Source organism: Pseudomonas sp. RW409, from assembly GCF_003184125.1.
GTDB classification, from domain to species: Bacteria; Pseudomonadota; Gammaproteobacteria; order Pseudomonadales; family Pseudomonadaceae; genus Aquipseudomonas; species Aquipseudomonas chlororaphis_I.
The window spans coordinates 1-26165 of sequence record NZ_QHHP01000034.1; the positions used below are offsets into that span (position 1 = coordinate 1).

Annotated in this window: 15 protein-coding genes and 2 pseudogenes; 8 read left to right on the forward strand and 9 right to left on the reverse strand. The window is 65.2% G+C overall.

Annotated elements, in window-relative coordinates; all coding sequences use genetic code 11:
• A partial coding sequence (tssI, locus tag DK261_RS16210) for a type VI secretion system tip protein TssI/VgrG (RefSeq protein ID WP_146218537.1) occupies nucleotides 1–1136 on the reverse strand: 1136 nt, incomplete at its 3' end.
• A 420-nt stretch (nucleotides 1137–1556) separates the two neighbouring features.
• On the opposite strand from tssI, the gene DK261_RS16215 reads away from it, so the two are divergent.
• The 4 genes from DK261_RS16215 (at nucleotide 1557) to DK261_RS16230 (ending at nucleotide 5459) form a co-directional block, all read left to right on the forward strand.
• The gene (locus tag DK261_RS16215) at nucleotides 1557–2312 is read left to right on the forward strand and encodes a PIG-L deacetylase family protein (RefSeq protein ID WP_009048817.1); all 756 of its coding nucleotides are present in this window, start codon (nucleotides 1557–1559) and stop codon (nucleotides 2310–2312) included.
• A 92-nt stretch (nucleotides 2313–2404) separates the two neighbouring features.
• Entirely contained in the window at nucleotides 2405–3205 is an 801-nt protein-coding gene (locus DK261_RS16220) for an endonuclease/exonuclease/phosphatase family protein (protein ID WP_016704743.1), read from the forward strand.
• A 121-nt stretch (nucleotides 3206–3326) separates the two neighbouring features.
• A complete protein-coding gene (locus tag DK261_RS16225; protein ID WP_110175998.1) occupies nucleotides 3327–4025 on the forward strand; it encodes an alpha/beta hydrolase in 699 nt (232 codons plus the stop codon).
• Nucleotides 4026–4394: 369 nt separating this feature from the next.
• The gene (locus DK261_RS16230; protein WP_110175999.1) at nucleotides 4395–5459 is read left to right on the forward strand and encodes an autotransporter outer membrane beta-barrel domain-containing protein; all 1065 of its coding nucleotides are present in this window, start codon (nucleotides 4395–4397) and stop codon (nucleotides 5457–5459) included.
• A 253-nt stretch (nucleotides 5460–5712) separates the two neighbouring features.
• Here DK261_RS16230 and glgB read toward each other — a convergent pair whose 3' ends face one another.
• The 3 genes from glgB to DK261_RS16245 form a co-directional block, all read right to left on the reverse strand.
• Nucleotides 5713–7941 carry a 1,4-alpha-glucan branching protein GlgB gene (gene glgB / locus DK261_RS16235; protein ID WP_038632164.1) on the reverse strand — a complete coding sequence of 743 codons (2229 nt, stop codon included), beginning with the start codon at nucleotides 7939–7941 and terminating at the stop codon, nucleotides 5713–5715.
• 42 nt (nucleotides 7942–7983) lie between these two features.
• Complete coding sequence (treS, locus tag DK261_RS16240; RefSeq protein ID WP_029527223.1) at nucleotides 7984–11298, reverse strand: maltose alpha-D-glucosyltransferase; 3315 nt, start codon at nucleotides 11296–11298, stop codon at nucleotides 7984–7986.
• Nucleotides 11299–11580: 282 nt separating this feature from the next.
• Nucleotides 11581–13581 (reverse strand): alpha-1,4-glucan--maltose-1-phosphate maltosyltransferase, encoded by a 2001-nt coding sequence (locus DK261_RS16245; RefSeq protein WP_028682417.1) that lies wholly within the window; start codon nucleotides 13579–13581, stop codon nucleotides 11581–11583.
• A 247-nt stretch (nucleotides 13582–13828) separates the two neighbouring features.
• On the opposite strand from DK261_RS16245, the gene DK261_RS16250 reads away from it, so the two are divergent.
• Complete coding sequence (locus tag DK261_RS16250; protein ID WP_110176000.1) at nucleotides 13829–14026, forward strand: hypothetical protein; 198 nt, start codon at nucleotides 13829–13831, stop codon at nucleotides 14024–14026.
• 90 nt (nucleotides 14027–14116) lie between these two features.
• Here the strand turns inward: DK261_RS16250 and DK261_RS16255 are convergent, their stop codons facing one another.
• Nucleotides 14117–14632, reverse strand: coding sequence for an MgtC/SapB family protein (locus DK261_RS16255; protein ID WP_110176001.1), 516 nt, complete (start codon nucleotides 14630–14632; stop codon nucleotides 14117–14119).
• A 112-nt stretch (nucleotides 14633–14744) separates the two neighbouring features.
• On the opposite strand from DK261_RS16255, the pseudogene DK261_RS16260 reads away from it, so the two are divergent.
• From DK261_RS16260 to mapR, 3 genes and pseudogenes are all read left to right on the forward strand, one after another.
• Nucleotides 14745–14867: pseudogene (locus tag DK261_RS16260) on the forward strand (DUF3203 family protein); the annotation flags it as partial.
• A 207-nt stretch (nucleotides 14868–15074) separates the two neighbouring features.
• Nucleotides 15075–16487, forward strand: a complete 1413-nt coding sequence (ccoG, locus tag DK261_RS16265; protein ID WP_016704739.1) for a cytochrome c oxidase accessory protein CcoG — start codon at nucleotides 15075–15077, stop codon at nucleotides 16485–16487.
• Nucleotides 16488–16612: 125 nt separating this feature from the next.
• Nucleotides 16613–18022: a GntR family transcriptional regulator MpaR gene (gene mapR / locus DK261_RS16270; RefSeq protein ID WP_009048808.1), complete on the forward strand. Its 1410-nt coding sequence runs from the start codon at nucleotides 16613–16615 to the stop codon at nucleotides 18020–18022.
• A gap of 24 nt (nucleotides 18023–18046) precedes the next feature.
• Here the strand turns inward: mapR and DK261_RS16275 are convergent.
• The 4 genes and pseudogenes from DK261_RS16275 to DK261_RS16290 all read right to left on the reverse strand — a co-directional run.
• Nucleotides 18047–18787 (reverse strand): annotated as a pseudogene (locus DK261_RS16275) (SDR family oxidoreductase); the annotation flags it as partial.
• Between the two features lie 272 nt (nucleotides 18788–19059).
• Nucleotides 19060–21138 (reverse strand): bifunctional diguanylate cyclase/phosphodiesterase, encoded by a 2079-nt coding sequence (locus DK261_RS16280; RefSeq protein ID WP_110176002.1) that lies wholly within the window; start codon nucleotides 21136–21138, stop codon nucleotides 19060–19062.
• A 390-nt stretch (nucleotides 21139–21528) separates the two neighbouring features.
• Nucleotides 21529–23007 (reverse strand): efflux transporter outer membrane subunit, encoded by a 1479-nt coding sequence (locus DK261_RS16285; protein ID WP_009048805.1) that lies wholly within the window; start codon nucleotides 23005–23007, stop codon nucleotides 21529–21531.
• Nucleotides 23004–26111: an efflux RND transporter permease subunit gene (locus tag DK261_RS16290; RefSeq protein WP_110176003.1), complete on the reverse strand. Its 3108-nt coding sequence runs from the start codon at nucleotides 26109–26111 to the stop codon at nucleotides 23004–23006. Before DK261_RS16290 ends, DK261_RS16285 begins: the two co-directional genes overlap by 4 nt.
• Nucleotides 26112–26165: the final 54 nt, after the last annotated feature.

Below are 26165 nucleotides of genomic sequence, written 5' to 3' on the forward strand. Positions count from 1 at the left end.
GCGGTCTGGCTGCCCAGGGACTTGGGTTTCGGGTGTTCCAGCGGCGGGCGGTAGTGGGCGTCCCAGGGCGTGGCGAGGAAGCGGTTGCGGTAGCCCTGGTGGAAGTCGTCCTTATTGCTGGTGACGTCGCTGGTGATGTTCTCGCCCAGCACCTGCGGCTGCTTGCCCTCGTGGATCACTTCCAGCAGCAGCCACAGGTCGTTCCATTCGCTGCGCGGGTGTTCGGCCAGGGTCAGGAAGTGGCCGCTGACCAGGCTCGGCTCGTCGCCTTTGCCTTCGGCCAGCTGGTAGTCGCTGCGGTGGCGTTCCAGGGCGCGGGTCGCCAGTTGCTTGCCGCGGGCCTGCTGGGTGAACAGGCCGGGGTAGTCGTAGTCTTCCAGGTCCGGCATGACCCCGGATTTGGCCGCGCCTTCGGGCAGCAGGCGTGGTTTCTCGAAGTCGTAATCGCGGCGGCTGACGCGGCTGGTACGGGTTTCCAGGCGCAGGTTGAAGCGCTTGATCACCGGCTGTTCGGCGGCCATGCCGGAGTCTTGCTGGTAGTTCACCGCCGCCAGTTTGCGGAACACCGTCTGGTTGTCGCCGAACACCAGCTTGTGGCCGCTGGCCGAGTGCTGGAAGTGGAAGTGAATGCCTTCTTCTTCGCACAGGCGCTGGATGAAGTGCAGGTCGGACTCGTCGTACTGGGTGCAGTAGACCCGTTCCGGGTAGGTGGCGCCGAGCTGGAAACTGTAGGCGTCGGCCAGGATGCCGCGGGCCTCGAGGACCTGGGCGATGATCTTCGGCACGCTCAGATGCTGGTAGATCTTCTGGTTGAAGCTGTGGCGCAGGTAGTTGAGCTGCGGGGTCAGGCTGATGCTGTAGCGGGTCAGCTTGCGCCCGGAATCACCCTGGGCGATGCGGCACACCAGGCCATGGATCAGGCCTTTGCCACTGCCTTTGCCTAAGCCGCCAAAGGTCAGGCAGGCCGGCTTGTGCAGCAGCTCCTCGAGCTTGAGGTCGGGACGCGCGCTGACCAGTTCGATATCGAAGCAGAAGGGCTGATTGAGGGCTTCGCGGCCAACGAAACTGAGGACCTGAAGGTCGACCGAGGCGCCTTCGATCGTCAGGGAAATATGGGTAGCGTTAGCATCCAGCATGCCGTGAAATCCATCCATTGAATAAGCAAGGGCTGAATAGTGGGGGACGCCTCTCCCGAAACTCAATACCGGCCAACTCCAATCACGATAAAGAACAGAAAATCAGACGATTCCTACATCTCCCGAACTTACCTACTTACAAAATCGGGACGGTTATGCCCTACCTCCTACAGTCGCCCACTCTGCACTCTTTGCCTGAACACCCGTGCCAACCGCATATCCCCCCGACTATCTTCAGCCTCTGGAAAAAAAACCGCTGGCCCCTGCGACGGCGGCCAACGGCTGTGTATGATTGATCACTCTTGCAGGACGGCAATCCAAGGTATGGAGCGCCGGCACCCGAACCGACGCCGGGTGCGAACCCAAGCGGCCCGGTTCATCACCGCACGCCGACTGCCCCGGAACAAGGATGTGACACCCATGAGATCCATACCCCTGAGCGACAACTGGCCGGAGCAGGTCTGGAACGGCGCCCGCCAACTGCTCGACGTCCCCCCCATCAACCTTGCCAGCCTGGTGCCGCCCGGCTTTCGCGCGGTGGTCATCGCCCCGCACCCCGGCGACGAAGTGCTGACCTGCGGCGGCCTGCTGCAGGTACTGGCCCACCACGGCCATCCGCTGCAACTGATTTCCGTCACCGACGGCAGCGCCAGCCACCCCGGCTCCGACCTGTGGTCCGAGCGGCGCCTGAGCGTGTTCCGCCCCCAGGAAAGTGTCGAGGCCCTGCGCCGCCTGGGCTTGCCCCTGCACAGCCTGCAGTGGATTCGCGGCGGTTTTGCCGACAGCGGCCTGCAGGAACGCGAGCACCAGCTGAGCCAGTTCATCGGCCGCTACCTGCGCCCCGATGACGTGGTGTTCAGCACCTGGCGCGAAGACGGCAACGACGACCACGACGCCGTCGGCCGGGCCAGCGCCAAGGCCGCGGCCCAGGCCGGCGTGGCATTCCACGAAGTGCCGGTATGGGCCTGGCACTGGCCGGCGCGCGATGAGCACCTGCTGCCCTGGCACCGCGCCCGCAAGCTGCGCCTCGACACCTGGACCGTGGCCCGCAAGCGCCATGCGGCGCATGCCTATGCCAGCCAGTTGCAGGGCGACCCGGGCATCGGCCTGGCCCCGACGCTGACGCCGGTGGTGCTGGAGCGGCTGCGCCAGTCCTACGAAATCATTTTCATGTAGGGCTGCCCGCTGCAGGCAGACCGGGGAAAAACCTGAACTGACCGGCAAAGTGTCAGTCGCATGAGTAACCGCCCTGATTACGAGGAGTGAGCGTGAGCACCGATTCAACCAGGCGCCCGGTCACGTCGGCAGCGCCAGACGAAACCCCGGCGATCCATCGCCTGCGCATCCTGACCGTCAATACCCACAAGGGCTTCACCGCCCTGAACCGCCGTTTCATTCTCCCGGAGCTGCGTGACGCGGTCCGCAGCACCCAGGCCGACCTGGTGTTTCTCCAGGAAGTGCTGGGCGAGCACGATCGCCACGCCAACCGCTACAGCAACTGGCCCCAGCAGTCGCAATACGAGTTTCTCGCCGACAGCATGTGGAGCGACTTCGCCTATGGGCGCAACGCGGTCTATCCCGACGGCCATCACGGCAACGCCCTGCTGTCGAAATACCCGATCCGCCAGTACCGCAACCTCGATGTCTCGATCACCGGCCCCGAGCGCCGCGGGCTGTTGCATTGCGTGCTGGATGTACCGGGGCATGCCGAAGTGCACGCGATCTGCGTGCACCTGAGCCTGCTGGAAAGTCATCGCCAGCTGCAGCTGGCGCTGTTGTGCCAGTTGCTCGAGTCGCTGCCGGACGATGCGCCGGTGATCATCGCCGGCGACTTCAACGACTGGCAGTTGCATGGCAACGCCACCCTCGCCCGTCGCAACGACCTGCACGAAGCCTTCGAACGCCACCATGGCAGCCCGGCCAAGACCTACCCGGCACGCTGGCCGCTGCTGCGCCTGGACCGCATCTACCTGCGCAATGCCAGCAGCCACGCGCCGAAGATCCTCGGGCACAAGCCCTGGACTCATCTGTCGGATCACCTGCCGCTGGCGGTCGAAGTGCACCTCTGAATATCCGCTCGAACATTCGCCGTGCACCGCCGGCGATTGTCACCAATACTCGACCACTCTCATTCCGACGCTGCCCACAGCGTCGGGGCGCTGTCTGGTGTGTTTACCAAGGAGTCATCCCATGAGTGACAAACCCGTGATTGTGCTGGTCCATGGTTTCTGGGGCGGTGCCGCCCACTGGAACAAGGTCATTGTCGAGCTGTTGCAACGGGGCTACACGCGGATTCGCGCGGTGGAGCTGCCGCTGACCTCGCTGGCCGACGACGTCGAGCGCACCCGCAAGCTGGTGGCCCAGCAGCAAGACCCGGTGCTGCTGGTCGGGCATTCCTATGGCGGCGCGGTGATCACCGAGGCCGGCCTGGCACCGAATGTCGCGGGCCTGGTGTACATCGCCGCCTTCGCCCCCGACGCCGGCGAAAGCCCGGGCAGCATCACCCAGCAGCATCCGCCGGTGGCCGCGGCGAACCTGCAACCCGACAGCGACGGTTACCTCTGGGTCCAGCCGGAGCTGTTCCATGAAAGCTTCTGCCAGGACCTGCCGGAGCAGGACGGGCTGGTCATGGGCCTGACCCAGAAGGCGCCGCTGGCCAGCACCTTCGGCGACCCCATCGGCACCCCCGCCTGGAAGCACAAGCCGTCCTGGTACCAGATTTCCACCGAGGACCGGATGATCGCCCCGCAAAACCAGCAGCGCATGGCCGCGCGCCTGGGGGCGAAAAAAATCATCAGCCTGGCCGCCAGTCACGCCTCCCTCGCCTCCCAGGCCAGCGAGGTCGCCGGGCTGATCGACGAAGCGGCCAGCGAGCTGGCCAAGGGCTGACACCGTCCCTGGCACAGGAAAATGACCGACTCGCGCACACGGGCGAGTCGGTAGCGGGCTACCGAAAATCGCTTTCTCTCGCCTTTCTTGACGTTTTTCCGCGCAAACAAGAACTTAGAGAAACGCTTTTTTTCAGTCGGTTACAGCGCCTAAATCTCCTACGCCGCTGGTCGGTCATTTTCTTGACGGCTGCCCTGTCGTCTCCTTAGCTACAGCTTACTACCCCCGGAAATACAACCAGGGGCAAGCCTCGGATACCTGCTCTAGAGCGGGTCGCCGAGCCTTGCCTCAACGAACTCGGTCGCCCCTCATTCGGGGTAGGAGAGACGCCACGGCGAGACACGGCATGCGATTGCAAGGTAGCCCTCCATGAAAACTTCACTCACCCCACAAGAGATCAAGATCATTCTGTGCACAGTTTCCGCTTCGGTATTGCTGTGTTCTTCCATGGAGGTACAAGCATCCCCTGCCGAGGATGAGGCGCAGCTCTGGTATCGCCAGGACCTGCTCCTGAACCGCCTGTTGACACCCGCGACATCCGCGACATCCGCGACGCCCATGCCGGCCAGCCAGCCCATGGGCAACAGCCTGGGCATCGTGCAAGGCAGCCCGCAGGTCTGGGACCCGTCGTACGGGCCCGCGGCGCGGCAGACCGAAGTCGGCTATCTCGGTTCGCGTTTTGCCAGCAGCATCAACGGTACGCCCGGCGGCTCGGTGCTCTACACCCTGGAAAGCAGCAGCGGGCATACCCAGCGCATCGGCCTGTTGGGCGGCCAGAGCCAGTTCCAGGCCAACAGCCAGGGAATGCCCGGCGGTTTCAGCGACCCGCGTAACGACAGTTTCAGTGTCCAGGGTCAAAGTCTTGGCGCGTTCTGGAGCCTGACCGGCCCGCAGGGCTGGCACGTCGACCTGTCGGCCAGCGGCGCCCGGGTCAGCGGCTTCAGCCGCACCGAGCAAGGCCAGCGGCAAGCCGCCGAAGGCAGCGCGGTGACCCTGTCGGTGCAAGGCGGGATTCCCATCGGTATCAGCGACAACTGGGTGGTCGAACCCCAGGCGCAATTGATCAACCAGCGCGTCAGCCTGGACAACCCGAATGCCGACAGCAGCACCCGCTCCGCCGGCAACCTGAACGCCTGGAGCGGCCGCGTCGGGGCCCATTTGCAAGGTCGTTATGACATCGCCGGGCACTCGCTGGAACCCTATGTGCGCACCAGCTTGTGGCACACGGTGTACAGCGGCGATGTGCTGACCCTGGACAAGGTCGACAAGATCAGCAGCAGCCACAAGTCCTCCACAGTTGAAGTCGGCCTGGGCCTGGTGGCCAGGATTACCCCCGTCGTCAGCCTGTATGTGAGCGCCGACTACAGCAGCGACGTGGACGACAACGACCTCAACGGGCTGATCGGCAGCCTGGGTGTGCGGATGCGCTGGTAAAAACCTGCGTAGCCGCTGCCGCAGGTTGCGATCGGCGGCGCAGCCGAGGCAAAGGAGGCGTCGGCAATACGCGTTGTCCGGGTTGCGGGCTCTGCGAGCCCGATCGCAGCCTGCGGCAGCGGCTACGAGGATTGGATGTTCAGGGACAACCTGATGGTGTATGGGCGGATGTCATCGCGAGCAAGCTCGCTCCTACAGGATATATACCGCCCTTGTAGGAGCGAGCTTGCTCGCGATCCGCTGCGCGCAGCGGTCAGCCCTCGGGCTGCAGGATCAGCACCGCCAGCGGCGGCAGGTTCAACACCAGCGACAACGCCTGGCCGTGGCTCGGCTCATCCTCGGTGAAGGCCCCGCCACCGTTGCCATAGTTGGAGCCGGCGTAGGTGTCGGAGTCGCTGTTGAGCAACTCGCCCCAGCGCCCGGCGAACGGCACGCCGACCCGGTAGGCCTGGCGCGGCACCGGGGTGAAGTTGGCCACCACCAGCAGCGGCTTGCCCTCTTTGCTCCAGCGCAACCAGGCGTAGACGCTGTTGATCGCGTCGTCGCCGATCAGCCACTGGAAGCCCTGGGGCGCGTCGTCCTGGTCGTGCAGCGCCGGATGCTCGCGGTACAGCCGGTTGAGGTCGCCCACCAGTTTCTGCACGCCACGGTGCTCGGGGTATTGCAACAGGTACCAGTCCAGTTGCTGATCGTGGTTCCACTCGCGCCACTGGCCGAACTCGCAGCCCATGAACAGCAGCTTCTTGCCCGGGTGGGTCCACATGAAGCTCAGGTAGGCCCGCAGGTTGGCGAACTTCTGCCAGCGATCGCCGGGCATCTTGTCGATCAGCGAGTGTTTGCCGTGCACCACTTCGTCGTGGGAGATCGGCAGGATGAAGCGCTCGGACCAGGCATACACCAGGCCGAAACTCAGCTCGTTGTGGTGATGGGCGCGGTACACCGGGTCCTGCTGGATGTAGTGCAGCGAGTCGTGCATCCAGCCCATGTTCCATTTATAGGCGAAACCCAGGCCGCCCTGCTGGGTGCTCTGGCTGACGCCGGGCCAGGCCGTGGACTCCTCGGCGATCACCAGGGCTCCCGGTGCCTCGAGGGACACCACGTCATTCAGGTGACGGAGGAAATCAATGGCTTCGAGGTTCTCGCGCCCGCCGTGGCGATTGGGCACCCACTCCCCGGCGTTGCGCGAATAGTCGCGGTAGAGCATCGAGGCCACGGCATCCACCCGCAGGCCGTCGACATGGAAATGCTTGAGCCAGTGCAGCGCCGACGCCAGCATGAAACCGTGGACCTCGGTGCGCCCCAGGTTGTAGATCAAGGTGTCCCAGTCCTGGTGGAAACCTTCCAGCGGGTTGCCGTATTCGTACAGTGCGGTGCCGTCGAACTGCGCCAGGCCGTGGGCGTCGGTGGGAAAGTGCGCCGGCACCCAGTCGAGGATCACGCCGATGCCCGCCAGGTGGCAGGCGTTGACGAACGCCGCGAAGTCGTCGGCGCTGCCGTAGCGGGCGCTGGGGGCAAACTGCGACAGCGGCTGGTAACCCCAGGAGCCGCCAAAGGGATGCTCCATGATCGGCATCAGCTCGATATGGGTGAACCCCAGGTTCTGCACGTAAGGGATCAGGCGCTCGGCCAGTTCGTGCCAGTCGTACTGGCGCGCCACCTCGCCCAGATCGTCCACCTCGCATTGCCAGGAGCCGGCATGCAGCTCGTAGATCGACAGGGGTGCGTCCGCGCGCTGGCGCTCGCCCCGGGCCTGCATCCAGTCGAGGTCCTGCCAGTCGATGCTCAGCGGGCTGGCGACTTTCGAGGCGGTGTCCGGCGGCAGCTGGGTGGCCAGCGCCACCGGGTCGGATTTCAGCGGCAGGATGCCGTGGGCGCCGAGGATTTCATATTTGTAGGCTTCGCCCGGCCCCAGGCGTGGGATGAACAGCTCCCAGACCCCGGACGGATGGCGCAGGCGCATCGGGTGCCGCCGCCCGTCCCAGACGTTGAAGTCGCCGACCACCGAGACCCGCCGGGCATTCGGCGCCCAGACCGCGAAACGCACGCCGTCGACGCCATCCACGGTTTTCAGCTGCGCGCCGAGGCAGCTACTGAGGTCGCGGTGGTTGCCCTCGGCGAACAGGTACAGGTCCATCTCTCCCAGCAACGGGCCGAAGCTGTAAGGGTCTTCGCCGATGTGCTCGCCACCGGCCCATTGGGTGCGCAGCAGATAGGGCTGGGCCTGGGCAAAATGCCCGACGAACAGCCCCGGCACCTCGGTGCCCTCCAGGCTACCCAGCACGGTAGTGCCATCGCGGGCCAGCACCTGCACACTCAGGGCGCCCGGCAGGAAGGCACGAATGAATTGGCCACCGGCGTCGTCGCCATGGGGGCCGAGTACGGCAAAGGGATCCTGGTGCTCGGCACGCACCAGCGCCTCGACATCCCGGGCGCCGGGCATTGCCTGTTTGACCTCACCCTGTTCCTTGTTCGAGAAACTCATGACTGCTCTCCACCACTTTTTGTATCGGAAAAGGGTTTCACATCACTCAACCTTCATATCACTCAGCAGCGCCTGCAGCCCGCGCAGCGGTACCGCGAGCCAGGCAGGACGGTTTTCCGCTTCATACACCACTTCGTAGGCTGCTTTTTCCAGGCTGAACAAGGCCAGCGCGGCGTCCTCCCCGTTTTTGTCCTGCCAGGCATGAGCAAGACTAGCTGCCGCCAGCCGGTACGCCTGGACAAACGACTCGCGGGCTTCGTGCAGATAACGCTCGGCAACCCGCTGCCGGGCCGCCAGGGTGTGAGCCGAAGCGTCGAGGCTCTGGCCGCTGAGGGCCAGCGCCGCGGCATAGTCGAAGGAGCGCAGCACGCCGCTGACGTCCTTGTACGGGCTGTGCTTGCCCCGGCGCTCGTCCAGCGGCCGCGCCGGTTCGCCCTCGAAATCGATCAGGTAGGCATCGCCCTTGATCACCAGCACCTGGCCCAGGTGCAGGTCGCCGTGGACGCGCATGCGCAAGCCGCCGACCGCCTGTTTCGCCAGGCCCTGGATATGCGCCAGGATCGCCTGCTTGTGTCGGGTCCATGACGCCACGCGCTGTTGATCCTCGGCCGTCAGCTCGGCGTGATGCTGCTGGAGCAAGTGCAAGGCGCGTTCCAGCTGCGCGCCGATCTGCCTGGCCCAGGCCTGGGCATCCTTGTCCGTGCTCGGCTGCGCGCGAAAGTCCGGGTTGGCGGTCGGCGCCGCGAGGATCTGGTGCATTTCCCCCAGGCGCTGGCCGAGCATGCCGGCAAAGTCGCGCAGCTCGCCCAGGGCGTTGTAATGCTGGTCCTGCTCGGACATGGCGTCGGCCAGTTCGTCGCGGATCGCCCGCTCCAGGTTGTTCTGGGTCCACTCCCAGGCGTCGCCCTGATTGCTCAGGTAGCCCTGGGCGATCATCAACAGGCTGTCGCCCTGCCCGTCCCGACGAATCACCGATCCGAGCAAGGGTGAAATGTGCTGGAAGCCGGCGGCGGTCAGGTAGGCGCCCATCTCCAGTTCCGGGTGCACGCCACTGGCCACCTTGCGGATCAGCTTGAGCACCAGGCTGCCACCGATCACCACCGAGCTGTTGGACTGCTCGGCGGACAGGTAGCGCACCTCGGAGTCCGCGCCCAGGCCGAGCGCGGCCAGTTGCTGCGTGGCCTCGAAGCGGATCTCGCCCTCGCCACAGGGCAGCACGGTGTGCGTCTGGATCGCCTGCAGGACATTGTGCACAAAACTTTCCAGGGCGAAGGCGTCGGTGATCAGCCCCACCTGGCGTCCCCGGCGAACCCGGGCCAAGGCCAGTTGCTGCGGCAGCGCGGCGCCGATCTGCTCTTCGCCGAGCAGGCCGAACGGCAGTTGGTAGCGCCCGCTCTGGCCGCCGCCGCTGACCTCCAGCTCGCTGAGCAACACCGGATGCTGCGGATCGCCGAAGCGCACGCCGTAGGCGATGTGCACCTGCTCGATGGCGCTGTCCTTGCCGGCGAACCAGCGGCGCTTGGGCAGCCAGGTCGGCAGCGAACTCTGCTCCAGAGTGGTGCGCGACGGCGCTTCGAGCAATTCCTCGAGACGCTTTTTCAGCACCAGGGTGGTGAAGTCCGGCATGCTCTGGGCCGGTTCCACATGCCAGCTCGGCATCTGGTTTTCCGCCGCCAGGACGAACCAGTAGAAACCGTAGGGTGCCAGGGTCAGGAGGAAATTCAGCTGGCCGATCGGTGGGAAGGCGTTCCCGCCGAGCATCTCCACCGGCACCATGCCGGCGAACGCCGACAGGTCCAGCTCCGCCGCCTGGGCGCTGCGCGAGACGTTGGCCACGCAGAGGATGATTTCGTGCTTGCCGTCGGGCCCGGTGTATTCGCGGGTGTAGGCGAGGATCCGGCGGTTGCTCGGCGACAGCATCTTCAGGCTGCCGCGGCCGAAGGCCTTGGACTGTTTGCGGATCGCCAGCATGCGCCGGGTCCAGTTGAGCAGCGAATGCGGGTCGCCGGCCTGGGTCTCGACATTCACCGACTGGTAGCCGTACAGCGGGTCCATGATCGGCGGCAACACCAGGCTCGCCGGGTCGGCCCGGGAGAAGCCGCCGTTGCGGTCGATCGACCATTGCATCGGCGTGCGCACGCCATCGCGGTCGCCCAGGTAGATGTTGTCGCCCATGCCGATCTCGTCGCCGTAATACAGGGTCGGCGTGCCGGGCATCGACAGCAGCAGGCTGTTGAGCAGCTCGACCCGGCGCCGGTCGCGCTCCATCAGCGGCGCCAGGCGCCGGCGAATCCCCAGGTTGATCCGCGCGCGGCGGTCGGCGGCGTAGTAGTTCCACAGGTAGTCGCGCTCGCGGTCGGTGACCATCTCCAGGGTCAGCTCATCGTGGTTGCGCAGGAAAATCGCCCATTGGCAGTTGGCGGGAATCTCCGGGGTCTGGCGCAGGATGTCGGTGATCGGGAAGCGGTCTTCCTGGGCCAGCGCCATGTACATGCGCGGCATCAGCGGGAAGTGGAAGGCCATGTGGCATTCGTCGCCGTCGTTACCCTTCACATCGCCAAAATACAATTGGGTGTCTTCCGGCCACTGGTTGGCCTCGGCCAGCAGCATGCGGTCCGGGTAGTTGGCATCGATCTCGGCGCGGATCTGCTTGAGCACATCATGGGTCTCGGGCAGGTTCTCGTTGTGGGTGCCGTCGCGCTCGATCAGGTAGGGAATGGCGTCCAGGCGCAGGCCGTCGATGCCCATGTCCAGCCAGTAGCGCATCACCGACAGCACCGCCTTCATCACCTGCGGGTTGTCGAAGTTGAGGTCCGGCTGGTGGGAATAGAAGCGGTGCCAGAAGTACTGGCCGGCCACCGGGTCCCAGGTCCAGTTGGATTTTTCGGTGTCGAGAAAGATGATCCGCGTGCCGTCGTACTTCTGATCGTCATCGGACCACACATAGAAATCCCGCGCCTTGGAGCCGGCCTTGGCCTTGCGCGCCCGCTGGAACCAGGGGTGCTGGTCCGAGGTGTGGTTGATGACCAGCTCGGTGATCACCCGCAGCCCGCGCTTGTGGGCCTCGGCGATAAACCGCCGGGCATCGGCCAGGGTCCCGTAGTCGGGACTGACGCCGCGGTATTCGGCGATGTCGTAGCCGTCGTCGCGGCGCGGCGAGGGGTAGAACGGCAGCAGCCAGATGGTGTTCACACCCAGGTCGGCGATGTAGTCGAGCTTGGCGATCAACCCGGGAAAGTCGCCGATCCCGTCGTTGTTGGAGTCGAAATAGGATTTGACGTGAACCTGATAGATCACCGCGTCCTTGTACCAGAGCGGGTCCTTGATGAAGGTGGCTGACCTGGTTTTCTTCGCCATGGGTAACTCCTGAAAAATTCATTGGTCCGTGGCTGTGTCACTGCCCTGTAGCCGCTGCCGAGCCCGCGAGGCTGCGATAAGGCCCGCAGGGCCTTCGACGGCCTCAAGAGCGCGTCCCGTTCCGGGCCGATCGCAGCCTGCGGCAGCGGCTACACCGATCGCGCTGTAGCCGCTGCCGAGCCCCACGAGGCTGCGATAAGGCCCGCAGGGCCTTCGACGGCCCCAAGAGCGCGTCCCGTTCCGGGCCGATCGCAGCCTGCGGCAGCGGCTACACCGATCGCGTCAAGCAACGCTGATACGCCAGATGCCGAACGGTTGCTGCCAGGGTTCGATCCGCATGAACTGGGTCTTGCCGTACCAGGTCCAGCGATGGCCGTTCATCAGGTCCTCGCCCTGGGTTTGCGCATCGTCGGGCAGGCCCAGCTCCCACAGCGGCAATTCGAAATGCGCCTCCTGGGCGTTGAACGGGTCGAGGCTGACCGCCACCAGGATGAAGTTGCTGAGGTCGGCGGTACGCTTGCCGAAATACAGGATGTTGTCGTTCCAGGCGTTGTAGACCTGCAGGCCCAGGTGGGTATGCAGCGCCGGGTTCTGCCGGCGGATGCGGTTGAGCTGGGCGATCTCGGCAATGATGTTGCCCGGAGCGCTGAAATCCCGGGGGCGGATCTCGTACTTCTCCGAGTCGAGGTATTCCTCGCGCCCCGGAACCGGCGCCGACTCGCACAGCTCGAACCCCGAGTACATGCCCCACAGGCCCGAGCCCATGGTGGCCAGCGCGGCGCGGATGAGAAACCCCGGGCGCCCCGAGTCATGGAGAAAGAACGGGTTGATGTCCGGCGTGTTGACGAAAAAGTTCGGCCGGTAGCACTCGCGCCACGGCGACTGGTTCAGTTCGGTGAAGTAAGTCGCCAGTTCGCTCTTGGTATTGCGCCAGGTGAAGTAGGTGTAGCTCTGGGAATAACCGACCTTGCCCAGGCGCGCCATCATCGCCGGCGTGGTGAAGGCCTCGGCGAGGAAGATCACCTCCGGGTACCGCGCCCGCACATCGGCGATCAGCCACTGCCAGAACGGCAGCGGCTTGGTGTGCGGGTTGTCCACGCGAAAGATCTTCACCCCCTCCTCGACCCAGCCGACCACGATGTCGCGCAGCTCCAGCCACAGGCTGGGGATGGCCTCGATGGCATAGAAGTCGACGTTGACGATGTCCTGGTATTTCTTCGGCGGGTTCTCGGCATATTTGATGCTGCCGTCCGGGCGCCAGTTGAACCAGCCCGGATGTTGCTTGAGCCAGGGGTGGTCCTGGGAACACTGGATGGCGAAATCCAGGGCGACCTCCAGGCCGTGCTCGGCGGCGGCCGCCACCAGGCGGCGGAAATCCTCGCGGCTGCCGAGCTGCGGGTGGATCGCCTCGTGGCCGCCCTCTTCGCCACCGATCGCATAGGGGCTGCCCGGCTCGTCGGGGCCGGCGGTCAGCGAGTTGTTGCGGCCCTTGCGGAAGCTGCGGCCGATGGGATGGATCGGCGGGAAGTACAGCACGTCGAAACCCATGTCATGGATCATCGCCAGGCGCGAGTGCACATCATTGAACGTGCCGTGTCGGGCCGGATCGTCGGTGATCGAGCGGGGAAACAGCTCGTACCAGCTGGCGAACTGCGCGCGCTCGCGTTCCACGTCCAGCGGGTATTCCGGGCTCAGGCTCAGGTACGGGCGGTAGTCGGCCTCGGCCATCAGTTGTGCACTGCGTTCGTGCAGGAACAGCGCCACCTGCTCGGCTTCCAGCAGCGTCGCCAGTTCATGGTGCAGCGCCAGCAACTGCTCGCGCAGCGGCCCTTCGCTGCGCTCGGCGGCCTGCAACACGTGGCTGCGGCCCTCCTGCAATTCGAGGCTGACGGCGATGCCGGCCTGGTGTTTCTTCTGCAGGTCGTAGCAGAAGCTGGCGAACTGATCGATCCAGGCCTCGATGCAATACAGGTAGCGGCCCTGGCTGGGCACTGTGAACTGGCCTTCCCAGCTATTGTTGCCGAGGTCTTCCATGGTTTCGCTGTGCCAGTGGCTGTCGTTCTCGGCGCACCAGCGGATGCGCACGGCCAGCTTGTCGTGGCCATCGGCGAACACCTTGCTGCTGACCTTCACCACCTGCCCCACCACCGCCTTGACCGCGAACTGGCCACCGTCGATCAGCGGCCGGGTGTTCTCGATGACGATACGTGGCAGCAACAAGGCCTGCGACAGCGGCAGGTTCGGGTTGTATTGCAGTTCAGTCGGTCTTTTCTCGGCAGTCATCGAGCATCACTCCTTACGCCCCATGGACGCTCTGTTGCTGGTCTATTCCGGCGCGGCGCCATCTTTTGAGATCGGCCCTCGGTGTCGGCAACGTCCCGCGCGGATCAGCGAAGCACTTAGGTTCCGAGACACCAGGGCCGGAAAAGTTCACCCGGATTTGCCTCCCTTCGCGCCGGGAATCGAATCACCGGGTCGAGGGTCCACCTTGGGCGACTGTGCAAAACCAAGCACAAAGGAGGCCATGCCGATGAGTATCCCGATCCCTGAGGAAACACCCGATCCGAACATCGATCGCCCGACCTTGCCGCCGATCGTGCCTCCAACAGGGCCGCAACCGGTACCCGAAGAAGATCCACCGGAAACGACCCCGCCGCCCAAGGAGGAGCCGCCGAGCGATCCGGCGCCGGTCATCGCTTGCGGTCACAGCATTACGCCCAAACCATGACAAGCGTAGACAATCGGTTGCCCGTCGCTGCCGTCGCCACCCCGTCGCGGGCATCCCTTCGTTGCTGGCGGCGAGCGTGTCCACAACGCTTCAGGGCGTTCCTTCGGGCGGTTCATCGTCGCCTTCCAGCTTGCGCACTATCCAGGGCATCACGCTGAAGACCGCCAGCGCCAGCAAGGTGCTGAGCACCGCCGTGGATTCGCGGCCAACGCCCACCGAGACGCCGATCGCCGCGGTCATCCATAGCCCGGCCGCGGTGGTCAGGCCCTTGACGTGCCCTTCCTCGTCCTGCTTGCCCTTGAGAATGGTGCCCGCGCCGAGAAAGCCGATACCGGCGATCACCCCCTGCACCACCCGGCTCATGGCATCGGCCTGGGAGCCGGACATCTGCGGCACCAGCACGAACAGCGCCGCCCCCAATGCCACCAGCATATGGGTGCGCACCCCGGCGGCCTTGCCCTTGTGCTCGCGCTCGAAACCGAGAATGCCGCCCAGCAGCGCGGCGATCAGCAGGCGTACGGTGATCTGGGTGAGTTGCCGGGCATCGCCGATGTCGGCGAACTCGGCTTGCAGGGTGACCCAGACTTCATTCCACCAGGCGTTCATGCGCAGGTCCTTTTCCGTTCGGCGTCTTGTTGGCGGGCGGGCGACGCCCCTGGCGAGGCGGCCCTCCTTAATTGAGAGGACAGCGACGCCAGGCAAAAGGTGCGATCCGCCGGCGGTCGACCTCGAAGGGCAACGCATCTACATCACCGAAGCAGAAGCCGACGCATTGACCGTAGCAGGCGCCACCGACGGCCGGCGCCATCTGCGCGCCAGTGACAGTGATTCGGTGATTTGACTGATCTGCATCACGGTATCCGCCACAGGCTTGTGCCAGATGCTGCTGGCGCCCGATATCGGGCGCTTTGCCGGGTATGGCAAGTTGTCGCAGGGCGGCCCTTCGCGGTCATCTGATCTGCTTTTTATTGCGATACCTGAGTCTGTTATGCAAACAGATCGCTGGGCATAGTTCATTGGCCTGATGGAGGCTGATGAGCGAACGACCATGAGCGAAAGAATCCCCGTCCGATTAGTAGAAACATTCGAGCCTGCGCGCCCAAAGACGAAGGCCAAATCCAGCGACAACCTGATCCACACCCGCAGCTTCACCGGCTTGTTCCGCACCCTGCGCATGAGCGGCGCGGGGTTCCTGTTCCTGTTGTTCTTCGGCACCGTGTGGCTGAACTGGGGCGGCCGCCAGGCGGTGCTCTGGGACCTGGCGGAAAGCAAGTTCCATATCTTCGGCGCCACCTTCTGGCCGCAGGATTTCATCCTGCTCTCGGCCCTGCTGATCATCTGCGCCTTCGGCCTGTTCGCCATCACCGTGTTCGCCGGCCGCGTCTGGTGTGGCTACACCTGCCCGCAGAGCTCCTGGACCTGGCTGTTCATGTGGTGCGAGAAAATCACCGAGGGTGAACGCAACCAGCGCATCAAGCTGCAAGCCGCGCCCTGGAACCTGAACAAGCTGATCCGCCGTTCGGCCAAGCACACCCTGTGGCTGGCCATCAGCCTGCTCACCGGGCTGACCTTCGTCGGTTACTTCACCCCGATCCGGCCGCTGGCCGAGGAGTTGCTGACCCTGCAGATCGGCGGCGTCAGCCTGTTCTGGGTGCTGTTCTTCACCGGCGCCACCTACCTCAACGCCGGCTGGTTGCGCGAGGCGGTGTGCATGCACATGTGCCCTTATGCGCGGTTCCAGAGCGTGATGTTCGACAAGGACACCCTGACCATCTCCTACGACCCGGCCCGTGGCGAAATCCGCGGCCCGCGCAAACGCGGCGTGAAACCGACCGATATCGGCCTCGGCGACTGCATCGACTGCCAGCTGTGCGTGCAGGTCTGCCCGACCGGCATCGACATCCGCGACGGCCTGCAGATGGAATGCATCGGTTGCGCCGCCTGCATCGACGCCTGCGACTCGATCATGGACAAGATGGGCTATGCCCGGGGCCTGATCAGCTACACCTCGGAGCACCAGCTGCAAGGTGGCAAGACCCACCTGCTGCGCCCGCGCCTGATCGGCTACAGCGCGGTGCTGCTGGTGATGATCGGCGCCCTGGCCCTGGCGCTGGTGGAGCGGCCGATGGTGTCGCTGGACGTCAGCAAGGACCGGGGCCTGTTCCGCGAAAACAGCCTGGGCCAGATCGAGAACATCTACAGCCTGAAAATCATCAACAAGACCCAGCAACGCCAGGATTACCGCCTGCAACTGGTGGACGGCGACGGCTTCCAGCTGCAGGGCAAGAGTGAAATCAGCCTGGCCGCGGGCGAGATCGTCGACCTGCCGGTGTCGGTGGCGATGATCGCCGACAAGCCGCAGAGCAGTTCCCAGGAGCTGAGTTTCAAGGTGGTCGACGCCGACCAGCCAGAGATCTACAGCGTGGCCAAGAGCCGGTTTGTTGCGCCCTTGAACCGTTGATCCCTTAGACTGGGCGCCGCTTTGCGGCTATCGCGAGCAAGCTCGCTCCTACCCGGGCCCCCGTAGGAGCGAGCTTGCTCGCGATAAATCCCTCAGCCACCGCAGCCCCCAACCCGAGCCGCCCCATGAAACGCTACGAAAAATTCGCCGACGACATCGCAGAACTGATCCGCTCCGGGGTGCTCGGCCCCGGCCAGCGCGTACCTTCGGTGCGTTATGCCAGCCAGACCTATGGGGTCAGCCCGTCCACGGTGTTCCAGGCCTATTACCTGCTGGAACGCCGCGGCCTGATCCGCGCCCGGCCGCGCTCCGGCTACTTCGTCAACACCCATGCGCCCAGCCCGTTCTCGGAGCCGGTGATCAGCAGCCAGGTCAACGAGTCCACCGAAGTCGATGTCAGCGAACTGGTGTTCTCGGTGCTGGACTCGATCAAGGACCCGACCACCGTGCCGTTCGGTTCGGCCTTTCCCAGCCCGACCCTGTTCCCGCTGCAACGCCTGTCGCGCTCCCTGGCCAGCGCCAGCCGCGAGATGGACCCGCGCGTGGTGGTCACCGACATGTCGCCGGGCAACCCGCAGCTGCGCCGGCAGATCGCCCTGCGCTACATGGTCGGTGGGCTGATGCTGCCCATGGAAGAACTGCTGATCACCAACGGCGCCCTGGAAGCCCTGAACCTGTGCCTGCAGGCAGTGACCGAACCCGGCGACCTGGTGGCCATCGAAGCCCCGGCCTTCTACGCCAGCCTGCAAGTGCTGGAGCGCCTGAAACTCAAGGCGGTGGAAATCCCCGTGCACCCGCGGGACGGCATCGATCTCGGGGTGCTGGCGCAGACCCTGGAACGGCATCCGATCAAGGCCTGCTGGTGCATGACCAGCTTCCAGAACCCCATGGGCGCGACCATGCCCGAGGCGAAGAAACAGGAGCTGGTGGAGTTGCTGCGCAGCCATCAGGTGCCGCTGATCGAGGACGACGTCTACGCCGAGCTGTATTACGGCCAGCAGGCGCCGAAACCGGCCAAGGCCTTCGACACCGAGGGCCTGGTGATGCATTGCGGTTCGTTCGCCAAGAGCCTGGCCCCGGGTTATCGCATCGGCTGGGTCGCCGCCGGGCGTTACGCGCAGAAGATCGAACGGCTGAAACTGATGACCTCGCTGTGCGCCTCGATGCCGGCCCAGGCGGCCATCGCCGACTACCTGCAACACGGCGGCTACGACCGCCACCTGCGCAAGCTGCGCTACGCCCTGGAAGAACAGCAAAGCGCCATGCTCGCCGCCATCGCCCGCTACTTCCCGGCGCAGACCCGGGTCAGCCAGCCGGCCGGCGGCTACTTCCTGTGGCTGGAACTGCCGGCGCAGATGGATTCGTTGAAGCTGTTCCAGATGGCCCTGGCCCAGGGCATCAGCATCGCCCCGGGACCGATCTTCTCGCCGACCCAGCGCTTTCGAAACTGCATCCGCCTCAACTACGGCAGCCCGTGGAACGAAGCGGCAGAAAAGGCCATGGAAACCCTGGGCAGGATCGTGCGGTCGTTCTGAAGCCGGGACGGTGTGGAACCTGTAGCCGCTGCCGAGGTCGATAAAGGTCCCGGTGGAATAGGAGGCCTTGTCCGACAGCAGCCAGATGATTGCCTCCGCCACTTCGTCCGGGCGCCCGCCGCGGCCCATGGGAATGGCGGACTCCAGTTTGCTGACGCGGTCGGCATCGCCGCTCAGGGCGTGGAAGTCGGTGTAGATATAGCCCGGGCGCACCCCGTTGACGCGGATGCCTTCGCCGGCGACTTCCTTGGACAGGCCGATGGTGAAGGTGTCCAGCGCCCCCTTGGAGGCCGCGTAGTCGATGTACTCGCCGGGTGAGCCCAGGCGGGCGGCGACCGAGGACACGTTGACGATGCTGCCGCCCTGCCCGCCATGCCTTGGCGACATGCGCAGCACCGCGTGCTTGGCGCAGAGGATCGGCCCGAGCACGTTGGTCTTCATGGTCTTCAGAATGCGGAATTCGGACATTTCGTCGAGCCGCGACTTCTGCCCGACGGTCCCGGCGTTGTTCACCAGCGCGGTGACCCGCCCCAGTTCGGCGTCGACCCGGTGGTACAGGCCAATCACTTCGTCCTCGATGCTGACATCGGCCCGCACGGCAATCGCCTGGGCACCCAGGCCGCGCACCTGCTCCAGCACCTGGAAGGCCGCCTGTTCGTCGGCCTGGTAGTTGATGCAGATGCGATAGCCCTGTTGCGCGGCCAGCAGCGCGGTGGCCGCGCCAATACCGCGACCGCCACCGGTGATGAGGATGACTTTGTCCATGCTGCCAACTCCCTCGCTGATCTTTGAACGCCAGCAATTAAACACCCTGGGGCCAGCGTTGCAAACCTTCTCGGGGCCGTCATCCGTCCCGTGGCTGATCACCGGTCGGCGTGTCTATCCAGGCAGGTCGCAGGCTTGGAGTTTGCGGTCGCTGCGCGACCGATCGCAGCCTCGCAGGCTCGGCAGCGGCTACAGGAGTCGGCTACAACGCGATCGATGTAGCCGCTGCCGCAGGCTGCGAACCTGAGAAGCAGGCAGGCTTGCGAGGCCGCTCAGAGGGCCAGCTGTTCGGCCTGATGGATGTTCTGCATGAAGCGCGCGGCCGGCAGCGGATGACCGAGGAAATAACCTTGCAGCGAATCGCAGCCCAGCTGGGTCAGGAAGCTTTGCTGCACATCGGTTTCCACGCCTTCGGCGACGATGCGCAGGCCCAGGGCCTGGCCCAGGGCGACGATGGCCGAGACGATTGCCGCGTCGTCGCTGTCGTGTTCCAGGTCGCGGACAAAACCGCGGTCGATCTTCAGTTCATTGGCCGGCAGGCGCTTGAGGTACATCAGGCTCGAATAACCGGTGCCGAAGTCGTCGATCGACAGGTCGACGCCCATGTCCGCCAGTTGCTTGAGCACGGTCATGCTGGCATCGGCATCGCTCATGGCCGTGGTCTCGGTGATCTCCAGGGTCAGGCTGTTGGCCGGCAGGTGGTGGCGGCTCAACGCCCTGGCCACGCTGTCGACCAGCCCGGCATGGCAGAACTGCAGCGCCGAGATGTTCACCGCGATCCGCCAGCCTTCGTAGCCTTCGCTGTACCACTCGCGCATCTGCCGGCAGGCCTCGTTGAGCACCCATTCGCCGATGGGGATGATCAGCCCGGTCTTTTCCGCCAGGTCGATGAACTTGTCCGGCAGCAGCAGGCCCAGTTGCGGGTGTTCCCAGCGCAGCAAGGCTTCGGCGCCCACCGGCAAGCCGTTGGCGGCGTCGAACTTGGGCTGGTAATACAGCCTGAACTCGCCGTGCTCGACGGCATGGCGCAGGTCCTGCAACAGTTGCAGTTGCCGGCGCGCGTCGCTGTTCATCGAGGCGTCGAAGAAGCTGTAGCCGTTCTTGCCGGTGCCCTTGGCGTGGTACATCGCCGCATCGGCATTCATCAGCAGTTCCTGGGGCGTCAGGCCGTTGCCCGGGTACACCGCGATGCCGACGCTGGCGGAGATCTGCAACTCATGCTCGGCCACCCGGAACACCTGGCCGATCAGCCCCACCTGGCGCGCGGCCAGGCGCAAGGCGTCGTCCGCCTCGTTCAGTTGCACCAGCAGCACGAACTCGTCGCCGCCGATCCGCGCCAGGGTGTCCTGGCTGCGCAGGTCTTCGCGCAGGCGCACCGCCACCTCGCGCAGCAACTGGTCGCCCATGTGATGGCCAAAGGCATCGTTGACCGGCTTGAAGCCGTCCAGGTCGATGAACATCAGGGCAAAACAGCCGCCCTGCTCCGTCACCCGCTGCATCGCCTGGTCGATCCGGTCGGCCAGCAGCGTGCGGTTCGGCAGGCCGGTCAGGGTGTCGTGCAGCGCCAGTTGGGTCAGCTCGCGGTTGGCCACGGTCAGCGATTCGGCCAGTACCGCGGTGCGCGCTTCCAGGCGCGCGTCGAGGACCGAGGTCAGCAAGGCAATGACCAGCACCGCCAGGGTGGTGATCAGCACCAGGTTGTCCAGGCCCTTGCCGCTCAGGCCGTCCACCGCCGCGCCACAGAAACTGCCATCGGCGAAACGCGCCGCGGCCATGCCGGTGTAGTGCATGCCGACAATGGCGATGCCCATCACCACCGCGGCCCCACAGCGGGCCAGGCGTACATAAGGGGTATTGCGGCGCAGGCGAAAGGCGATCCACAGCGCCGCGGCCGAGGCGCCGATGGCAATCAGCAGCGAGGCGCCGAACAGGCTCGGGTCGTAGTCGATGCCCGGCTGCATGCGCATCGCCGCCATGCCGGTGTAATGCATGGCGCTGATCCCGGCGCCCATGACCAGCGCGCCGAAGGCCAGCTGCCACAGCGGCAGGCTCTGCTGGCTCACCAGCCACAGGGCGAAACCGCAGGACAGCACGGAAATCAGCAGCGACAGCGCGGTGATGCCGGTGTCGTAGCCCAGGTCGATGGGCAGGCTGAAGGCGAGCATGCCGATAAAGTGCATCGACCACACCCCGATGCCCATGGCCAGGGCGCCGCCGGCCATCCACAGCAACGCCGCTCGACCACGCGTGGTGGCGATGCGACCAGTCAGGTCGAGCGCGGTGTAAGAGGCGAGAATCGCCACAAACAGGGAAATCAGAACCAGGGCGGGAGAGTAGGTACCGGTGAGCATGAACGTCTCGTGGCGTGAGCCGGAAGCTTCCATGCCCGGCGGTAAAAAGGCGCAATTGTACTGATTGCGTGCAGAAACACACTCACAATGTAAGCAAAAAGCCATCAGTCGGACGAAAGTAGCCGGCTGATAAAACAAATCGGTGACAGCGACCCGGCTCCTGACAACGCCAGGCTCGCCGCTATCGATGTAGCCGCTGGCGCAGCCTGCGCGCGACCGCGTAGCGGTCGTGGAACCAAACAGCGCATTTATCCAGGCAGGCCGTGGTTTCAGGAGCTGCGGTCGCTACGTCGGAGTGCCGCCCAAACCGTTCGCAGCCTCGCGGACTCGGCAGCGGCTACAAGGGTCAGGCAGCGGTCGTAAACCCGGGCGGATCACGGATTCAGCCTGTTACTCCTTGCTGGCCTGCAGCTGGCCGTCCCAGCCGCCGCCGAGGGCGGCGATCAGTTGCACGCTGGTGACCAGCCGGCTTTGCAGCAGGCTCAGCACGCTGCGTTCGTTGTTCAACGCGGTGGCCTGTACCACCACCACGTCCAGGTAGGCGATCACCCCGGCCTTGTACTGGTTCTCGGTCAGGCGCAGCGACTCGCGCGCCGAATCCAGGGCCTGCTGGCGCACCGCGGCCTCGTCTTCCAGGACCTTGAGCTGCACCAGGTAGTTCTCCACCTCGCGGAAGCCGTCGAGCACGGTCTGGCGATACTTGGCCACGGTCTGGTCGTAGGCCGCCTCGGTGCGGTCGACTTCCGCCGAGCGCTGGCCGCCGTCGAACAGGGTCATGGCCAGTTTCGGCCCCACCGACCAGAAGCGGTTCGGCAGGCTGATCCAGTCGGCGTAGGTACTGCTGCTGTAGCCGCCGGCCAGGCTCAGGGTCAGGTCCGGGTAATAGGCGGCCTTGGCCACGCCGATATTGGCGTTGGCAGCGATCACCGAACGCTCGGCCGAAGCGATGTCCGGGCGCCGCTCCAGCAGCTGCGACGGCAGGCTCAGGGGCACCTGGGGCAAGGCCGGGATGTCCTGGGTCTCGGCCAGGCTGAACTCGGCCGGCGGCAGGCCGATCAGTACCGCAATGGCGTTTTCCAGCTGGGCGCGTTGCCAGATCAGGTCGATCAGGTCGGCCTGGGTGGTTTTCAGCTGGGTTTGCGCCTGGGCCACCGCGTCCTTGCCGGAGACGCCGGCGCGGTACTGGTTCTCGGTCATGGTCAGCGAACGCTGGTAAGCCGCCACCGTGGCTTCGAGCAGGCGCTTCTGCTGGTCCATGACCCGCAGTTGCAGGTAGTTCTGCACCAGTTCCGACTGCTGGCTCAGGCGCATCGCCGCGAGGTCGGCGAAGCTGGCTTCGGCGCTGGCTTCGTTGGCTTCCAGGCCACGACGCAGCTTGCCCCAGACATCGGCCTCCCAGCTCACCCCGAGCTGGGTGTTGTAGGTGTCGCGAATGCCGCTGGAGGAGCTGCTCAGGGCCGAACTGCTGCTGCCGGTGCCCTGGCTGGCGCGGGTTTTGCCGGCGCTCAGGTCGACCGTGGGGAACAGCGAGCCACGGGCGCTGCGCACCAGCGCCTGGGCCTGGCGGTATTGGGCCTCGGACTGCGCCACGGTCTGGTTGGCGCTGTTGAGCTTGTCGATCAGGCCGTTGAGCTGTTGGTCGCCATACAGCTCCCACCAGGCGCCACGGGCCAGGGAATCGCTGGGGCTGGCCTGGCGCCAGCCTGCTGCTTCCTTGTATTGCGCAGGCTCGGCGACGGTCGGGCGCTGATAGTCCGGGCCGATGGCGCAGGCGCTGAGCAGCGCCAGGCTCAAGCTCAGGCTCAACAGCCGCGAACCGCGGGCCAGGGCCAGGCGCTGAGGAAGGTTGCGGGGCGAGCAGTCAGTCATAGCGGCGTTTCCAGAGCGGCATCGGTACGGACCCCACGCCAGTGGTTGAATTTATGGCGCAGGCGATCGAGATAGAGGTAGACCACCGGGGTGGTGTAGAGGGTCAGGATCTGGCTGAAGACCAGGCCGCCGATAATGGTCAGGCCCAGGGGCTGGCGCATTTCCGCGCCTTCGGCGCTGCCGAGCAGCAACGGCAAGGCGCCGAGGATCGCCGCCAGGGTGGTCATCAGGATCGGCCGCAGGCGCAGCAGGCAGGCGCTGCGGATCGACTCCAACGGGCCCAGGCCCTGGTGGCGCTCCAACTGCAGCGCCAGGTCGATCATCAGGATGGCGTTTTTCTTCACCACACCGATCAGCAGGAACAGCCCCAGCAGCGAGATCAGGCTGAACTGGCTGCCCAGCACATAGATCGACAGCAAGGCGCCGACCCCGGCCGACGGCAGCGTGGACAGGATGGTCAACGGGTGAATGTAGCTTTCATAGAGCACGCCCAGCACCAGGTACACCGCCAGCAGCGCGCCAAGGATCATGAACGGCTGGCTCTTCTGGGTCGCGGCGAAGGCGTCGGCGGTGCCGGCCATCTTGACGATCACGTCTTCGGGCATGCCGACCTTGGCGATCGCCCGTTCGATGGCCGCCGTGCCCTGCTCCACCGTCACCCCTTCGGCCATGTCGAAGGAAATGCTTTCCGAGGCGAACTGGCCTTCGTGGCTGACCCGGTCGTCTTCCAGGCTGTTCTCGTAATGGGCGATGGTCGACAGCGGCACCCGCGCGCCATCGGCGGTGATCACCTGCACCTGGTTGAGGGTGATCGGGTCCTGGGCGTATTTCGGGTTGACCTCCATCACCACCTGGTACTGGTTGAGGCTGTCGTAGATGGTGGAAATCTGCCGCTGGCTGTAGGCGTTGTTGAGCACCGCGGTGACCATGTTCATGTCGATCCCCAGGCGCTTGGCCTGGTCGCGGTCGACCACCAGGGTCACCTGCTGGGCACCCTGCCCCTCGCGGGCGTCGATGGCGGTCAGCTCCGGCAAGGCACGCAGCGCGGTGACCACCTTCGGGTACCACTCGCGCAATGCCCCCAGGTCGCCGCTCTGGATGATGTAGGAATACTGCGAGGTGGTCTGTTCGCGACCGCCGCCGAACTGCAGGTCCTGGTCGGCCATCAGCATCAGCTGGGCGCCGGGCACCTTGGGCATTTCCTTGCGCAGGCGCTCGATGACCTTCTGCGCGGAAATGTTGCGTTCCTTGATCGGCTTGAGGCGCACCAGCATGAAGGCGTTGTTGGTGCCGTTGTTGCCGCCGATGAAGCCGGCCACGCTCTCCACCGCCGGGTCCTTGAGCACCTCGCGGCGGAAGATTTCCATCTTCGGCTGCATCACGGTGAACGACAGGCCGTCGTCGCCCCGCACGAAACCGATCAACTGGCCGGTGTCCTGCTGCGGCATGAAGGTCTTGGGCACCACCACGTACAGCGCAATGTTGACGCCGATGGTCACGAACAGGCTGAGCAGGGTCAGGCGTTTGTGGCGCAGCACCCAGTCCAGGCTGCTGGCGTATTTCGCCACCATCCAGTCGTTGCCGCGCTGGCTCCAGCGCTGCAGGCCGTTCTCCTGGCCCGGCACATGGGGCTTGAGCCAGCGGGCGCAAAGCATCGGGGTCAGGGTCAGGGACACCACCAGGGACACGATGATCGCCGCCGCCAGGGTGATGGAAAACTCGCGGAACAGGCTTTCGATGATCCCGCCCATGAACAGGATCGACAGGAACACCGCCACCAGCGAGACGTTCATCGACAACAGGGTGAAGCCGACTTCCCTGGCTCCCAGGTAGGCTGCCTTCATCGGCGCGATGCCTTCGTCGATGTGCCGGGAAATGTTCTCCAGCACCACGATGGCGTCGTCCACCACCAGCCCGGTGGCGAGAATCAGCGCCATCAGCGACAGGTTGTTCAGGGAAAAACCGTACAGGTACATCACCGCGAAGGTGCCCACCAGCGACACCGGCACCGCCAGGGTCGGGATCAGCGAGGCGCGCAGATTGCCGAGGAACAGGTAGACCACCAGGATCACCAGGGCCACGGCGATCAGCAGGGTCATCTCGGCTTCATGCAGGGTGGCCTTGATCACCGGCGAGCGGTCCATCGCCAGGTTGAGCTTGACGCTGGCCGGCAACACCGCCTGCAACGCCGGCAACTGCGCCTTGATCTCGTTGACCGTCTCGATGATGTTGGCCCCGGCCTGGCGGTTGATCACCAGCAGCACCGCCGCGTCGTCGTTGAAGAAGCCACTGTTGTAGCGGTCCTCGACGCCGTCGCTGACCTTGGCCACGTCTTTCAGGCGCAGGGCCGCGCCGTCCTTGTAGTGGATGATCAACGGCTCGTAGTCCTTGGCCTTCTCCAGCTGGTCGTTGGCCTGCACCTGCCACATCTGCTCGCTGTTCTCCACCGAGCCCTTGGGCCGGCGCACGTTGGCTTCGGCGATGGTCTTGCGCACATCGTCGAGGGCCACGCCGTACTGGTTGAGCAACTGCGGCTCGAGCTCGATGCGCACCGCCGGCAGCGAACTGCCGCCGATCTGCACCTCGCCGACACCGGAGACCTGGGACAGGCTCTGGGACAGGATGGTCGAGGCCAGGTCGTACAGCTGGCCCTTCTCCAGCACATCAGAGGTCAGCGACAGCACCATGATCGGCGCCTGGGACGGGTTGACCTTCTTGTAGGTGGGCATGCTGCGCATGCCGCTGGGCAGCAGGTTGCGCGAGGCGTTGATCGCCGCCTGCACTTCCCGCGCCGCGCCGTTGATGTCGCGGTCCAGGTCGAACTGCAGGATGACCCGGGTCGAACCCTGGCTGGAGCGGCTGCTCATGGTGTTGACCCCGGCGATCGCGCCGAAGGAACGCTCCAGGGGCGTGGCCACGGTGGATGCCATCACCTCGGGGCTGGCCCCCGGCAAGCTGGCCTGGACCACGATCACCGGGAAGTCCATCTGCGGCAGCGGCGACACCGGCAGCAGGCCGAAGCTGACGCCGCCCAATAACATAATCGCCAGGCTCAAGAGCATCGTCGCCACAGGACGGCGGATAAAGGGTCCGGACAGGTTCATGGGCGGCAGCTCCAAGCTTCAAGCTGCAAGCTGCAAGAGAAAAGCAGGGATCGC

Excerpts from the sequence above, each read along its gene's own strand:
- DK261_RS16215 (WP_009048817.1), top strand. The coding sequence starts at position 1,557 with ATGAGATCCATACCCCTGAGCGACAACTGGCCGGAGCAGGTCTGGAAC.
- DK261_RS16225 (WP_110175998.1), top strand. The coding sequence starts at position 3,327 with ATGAGTGACAAACCCGTGATTGTGCTGGTCCATGGTTTCTGGGGCGGT.
- DK261_RS16230 (WP_110175999.1), top strand. The coding sequence starts at position 4,395 with ATGAAAACTTCACTCACCCCACAAGAGATCAAGATCATTCTGTGCACA.
- glgB (WP_038632164.1), bottom strand. The coding sequence starts at position 7,941 with ATGAGTTTCTCGAACAAGGAACAGGGTGAGGTCAAACAGGCAATGCCC.
- treS (WP_029527223.1), bottom strand. The coding sequence starts at position 11,298 with ATGGCGAAGAAAACCAGGTCAGCCACCTTCATCAAGGACCCGCTCTGG.
- DK261_RS16245 (WP_028682417.1), bottom strand. The coding sequence starts at position 13,581 with ATGACTGCCGAGAAAAGACCGACTGAACTGCAATACAACCCGAACCTG.
- DK261_RS16250 (WP_110176000.1), top strand. The coding sequence starts at position 13,829 with ATGAGTATCCCGATCCCTGAGGAAACACCCGATCCGAACATCGATCGC.
- DK261_RS16255 (WP_110176001.1), bottom strand. The coding sequence starts at position 14,632 with ATGAACGCCTGGTGGAATGAAGTCTGGGTCACCCTGCAAGCCGAGTTC.
- ccoG (WP_016704739.1), top strand. The coding sequence starts at position 15,075 with ATGAGCGAAAGAATCCCCGTCCGATTAGTAGAAACATTCGAGCCTGCG.
- mapR (WP_009048808.1), top strand. The coding sequence starts at position 16,613 with ATGAAACGCTACGAAAAATTCGCCGACGACATCGCAGAACTGATCCGC.
- DK261_RS16280 (WP_110176002.1), bottom strand. The coding sequence starts at position 21,138 with ATGCTCACCGGTACCTACTCTCCCGCCCTGGTTCTGATTTCCCTGTTT.
- DK261_RS16285 (WP_009048805.1), bottom strand. The coding sequence starts at position 23,007 with ATGACTGACTGCTCGCCCCGCAACCTTCCTCAGCGCCTGGCCCTGGCC.
- DK261_RS16290 (WP_110176003.1), bottom strand. The coding sequence starts at position 26,111 with ATGAACCTGTCCGGACCCTTTATCCGCCGTCCTGTGGCGACGATGCTC.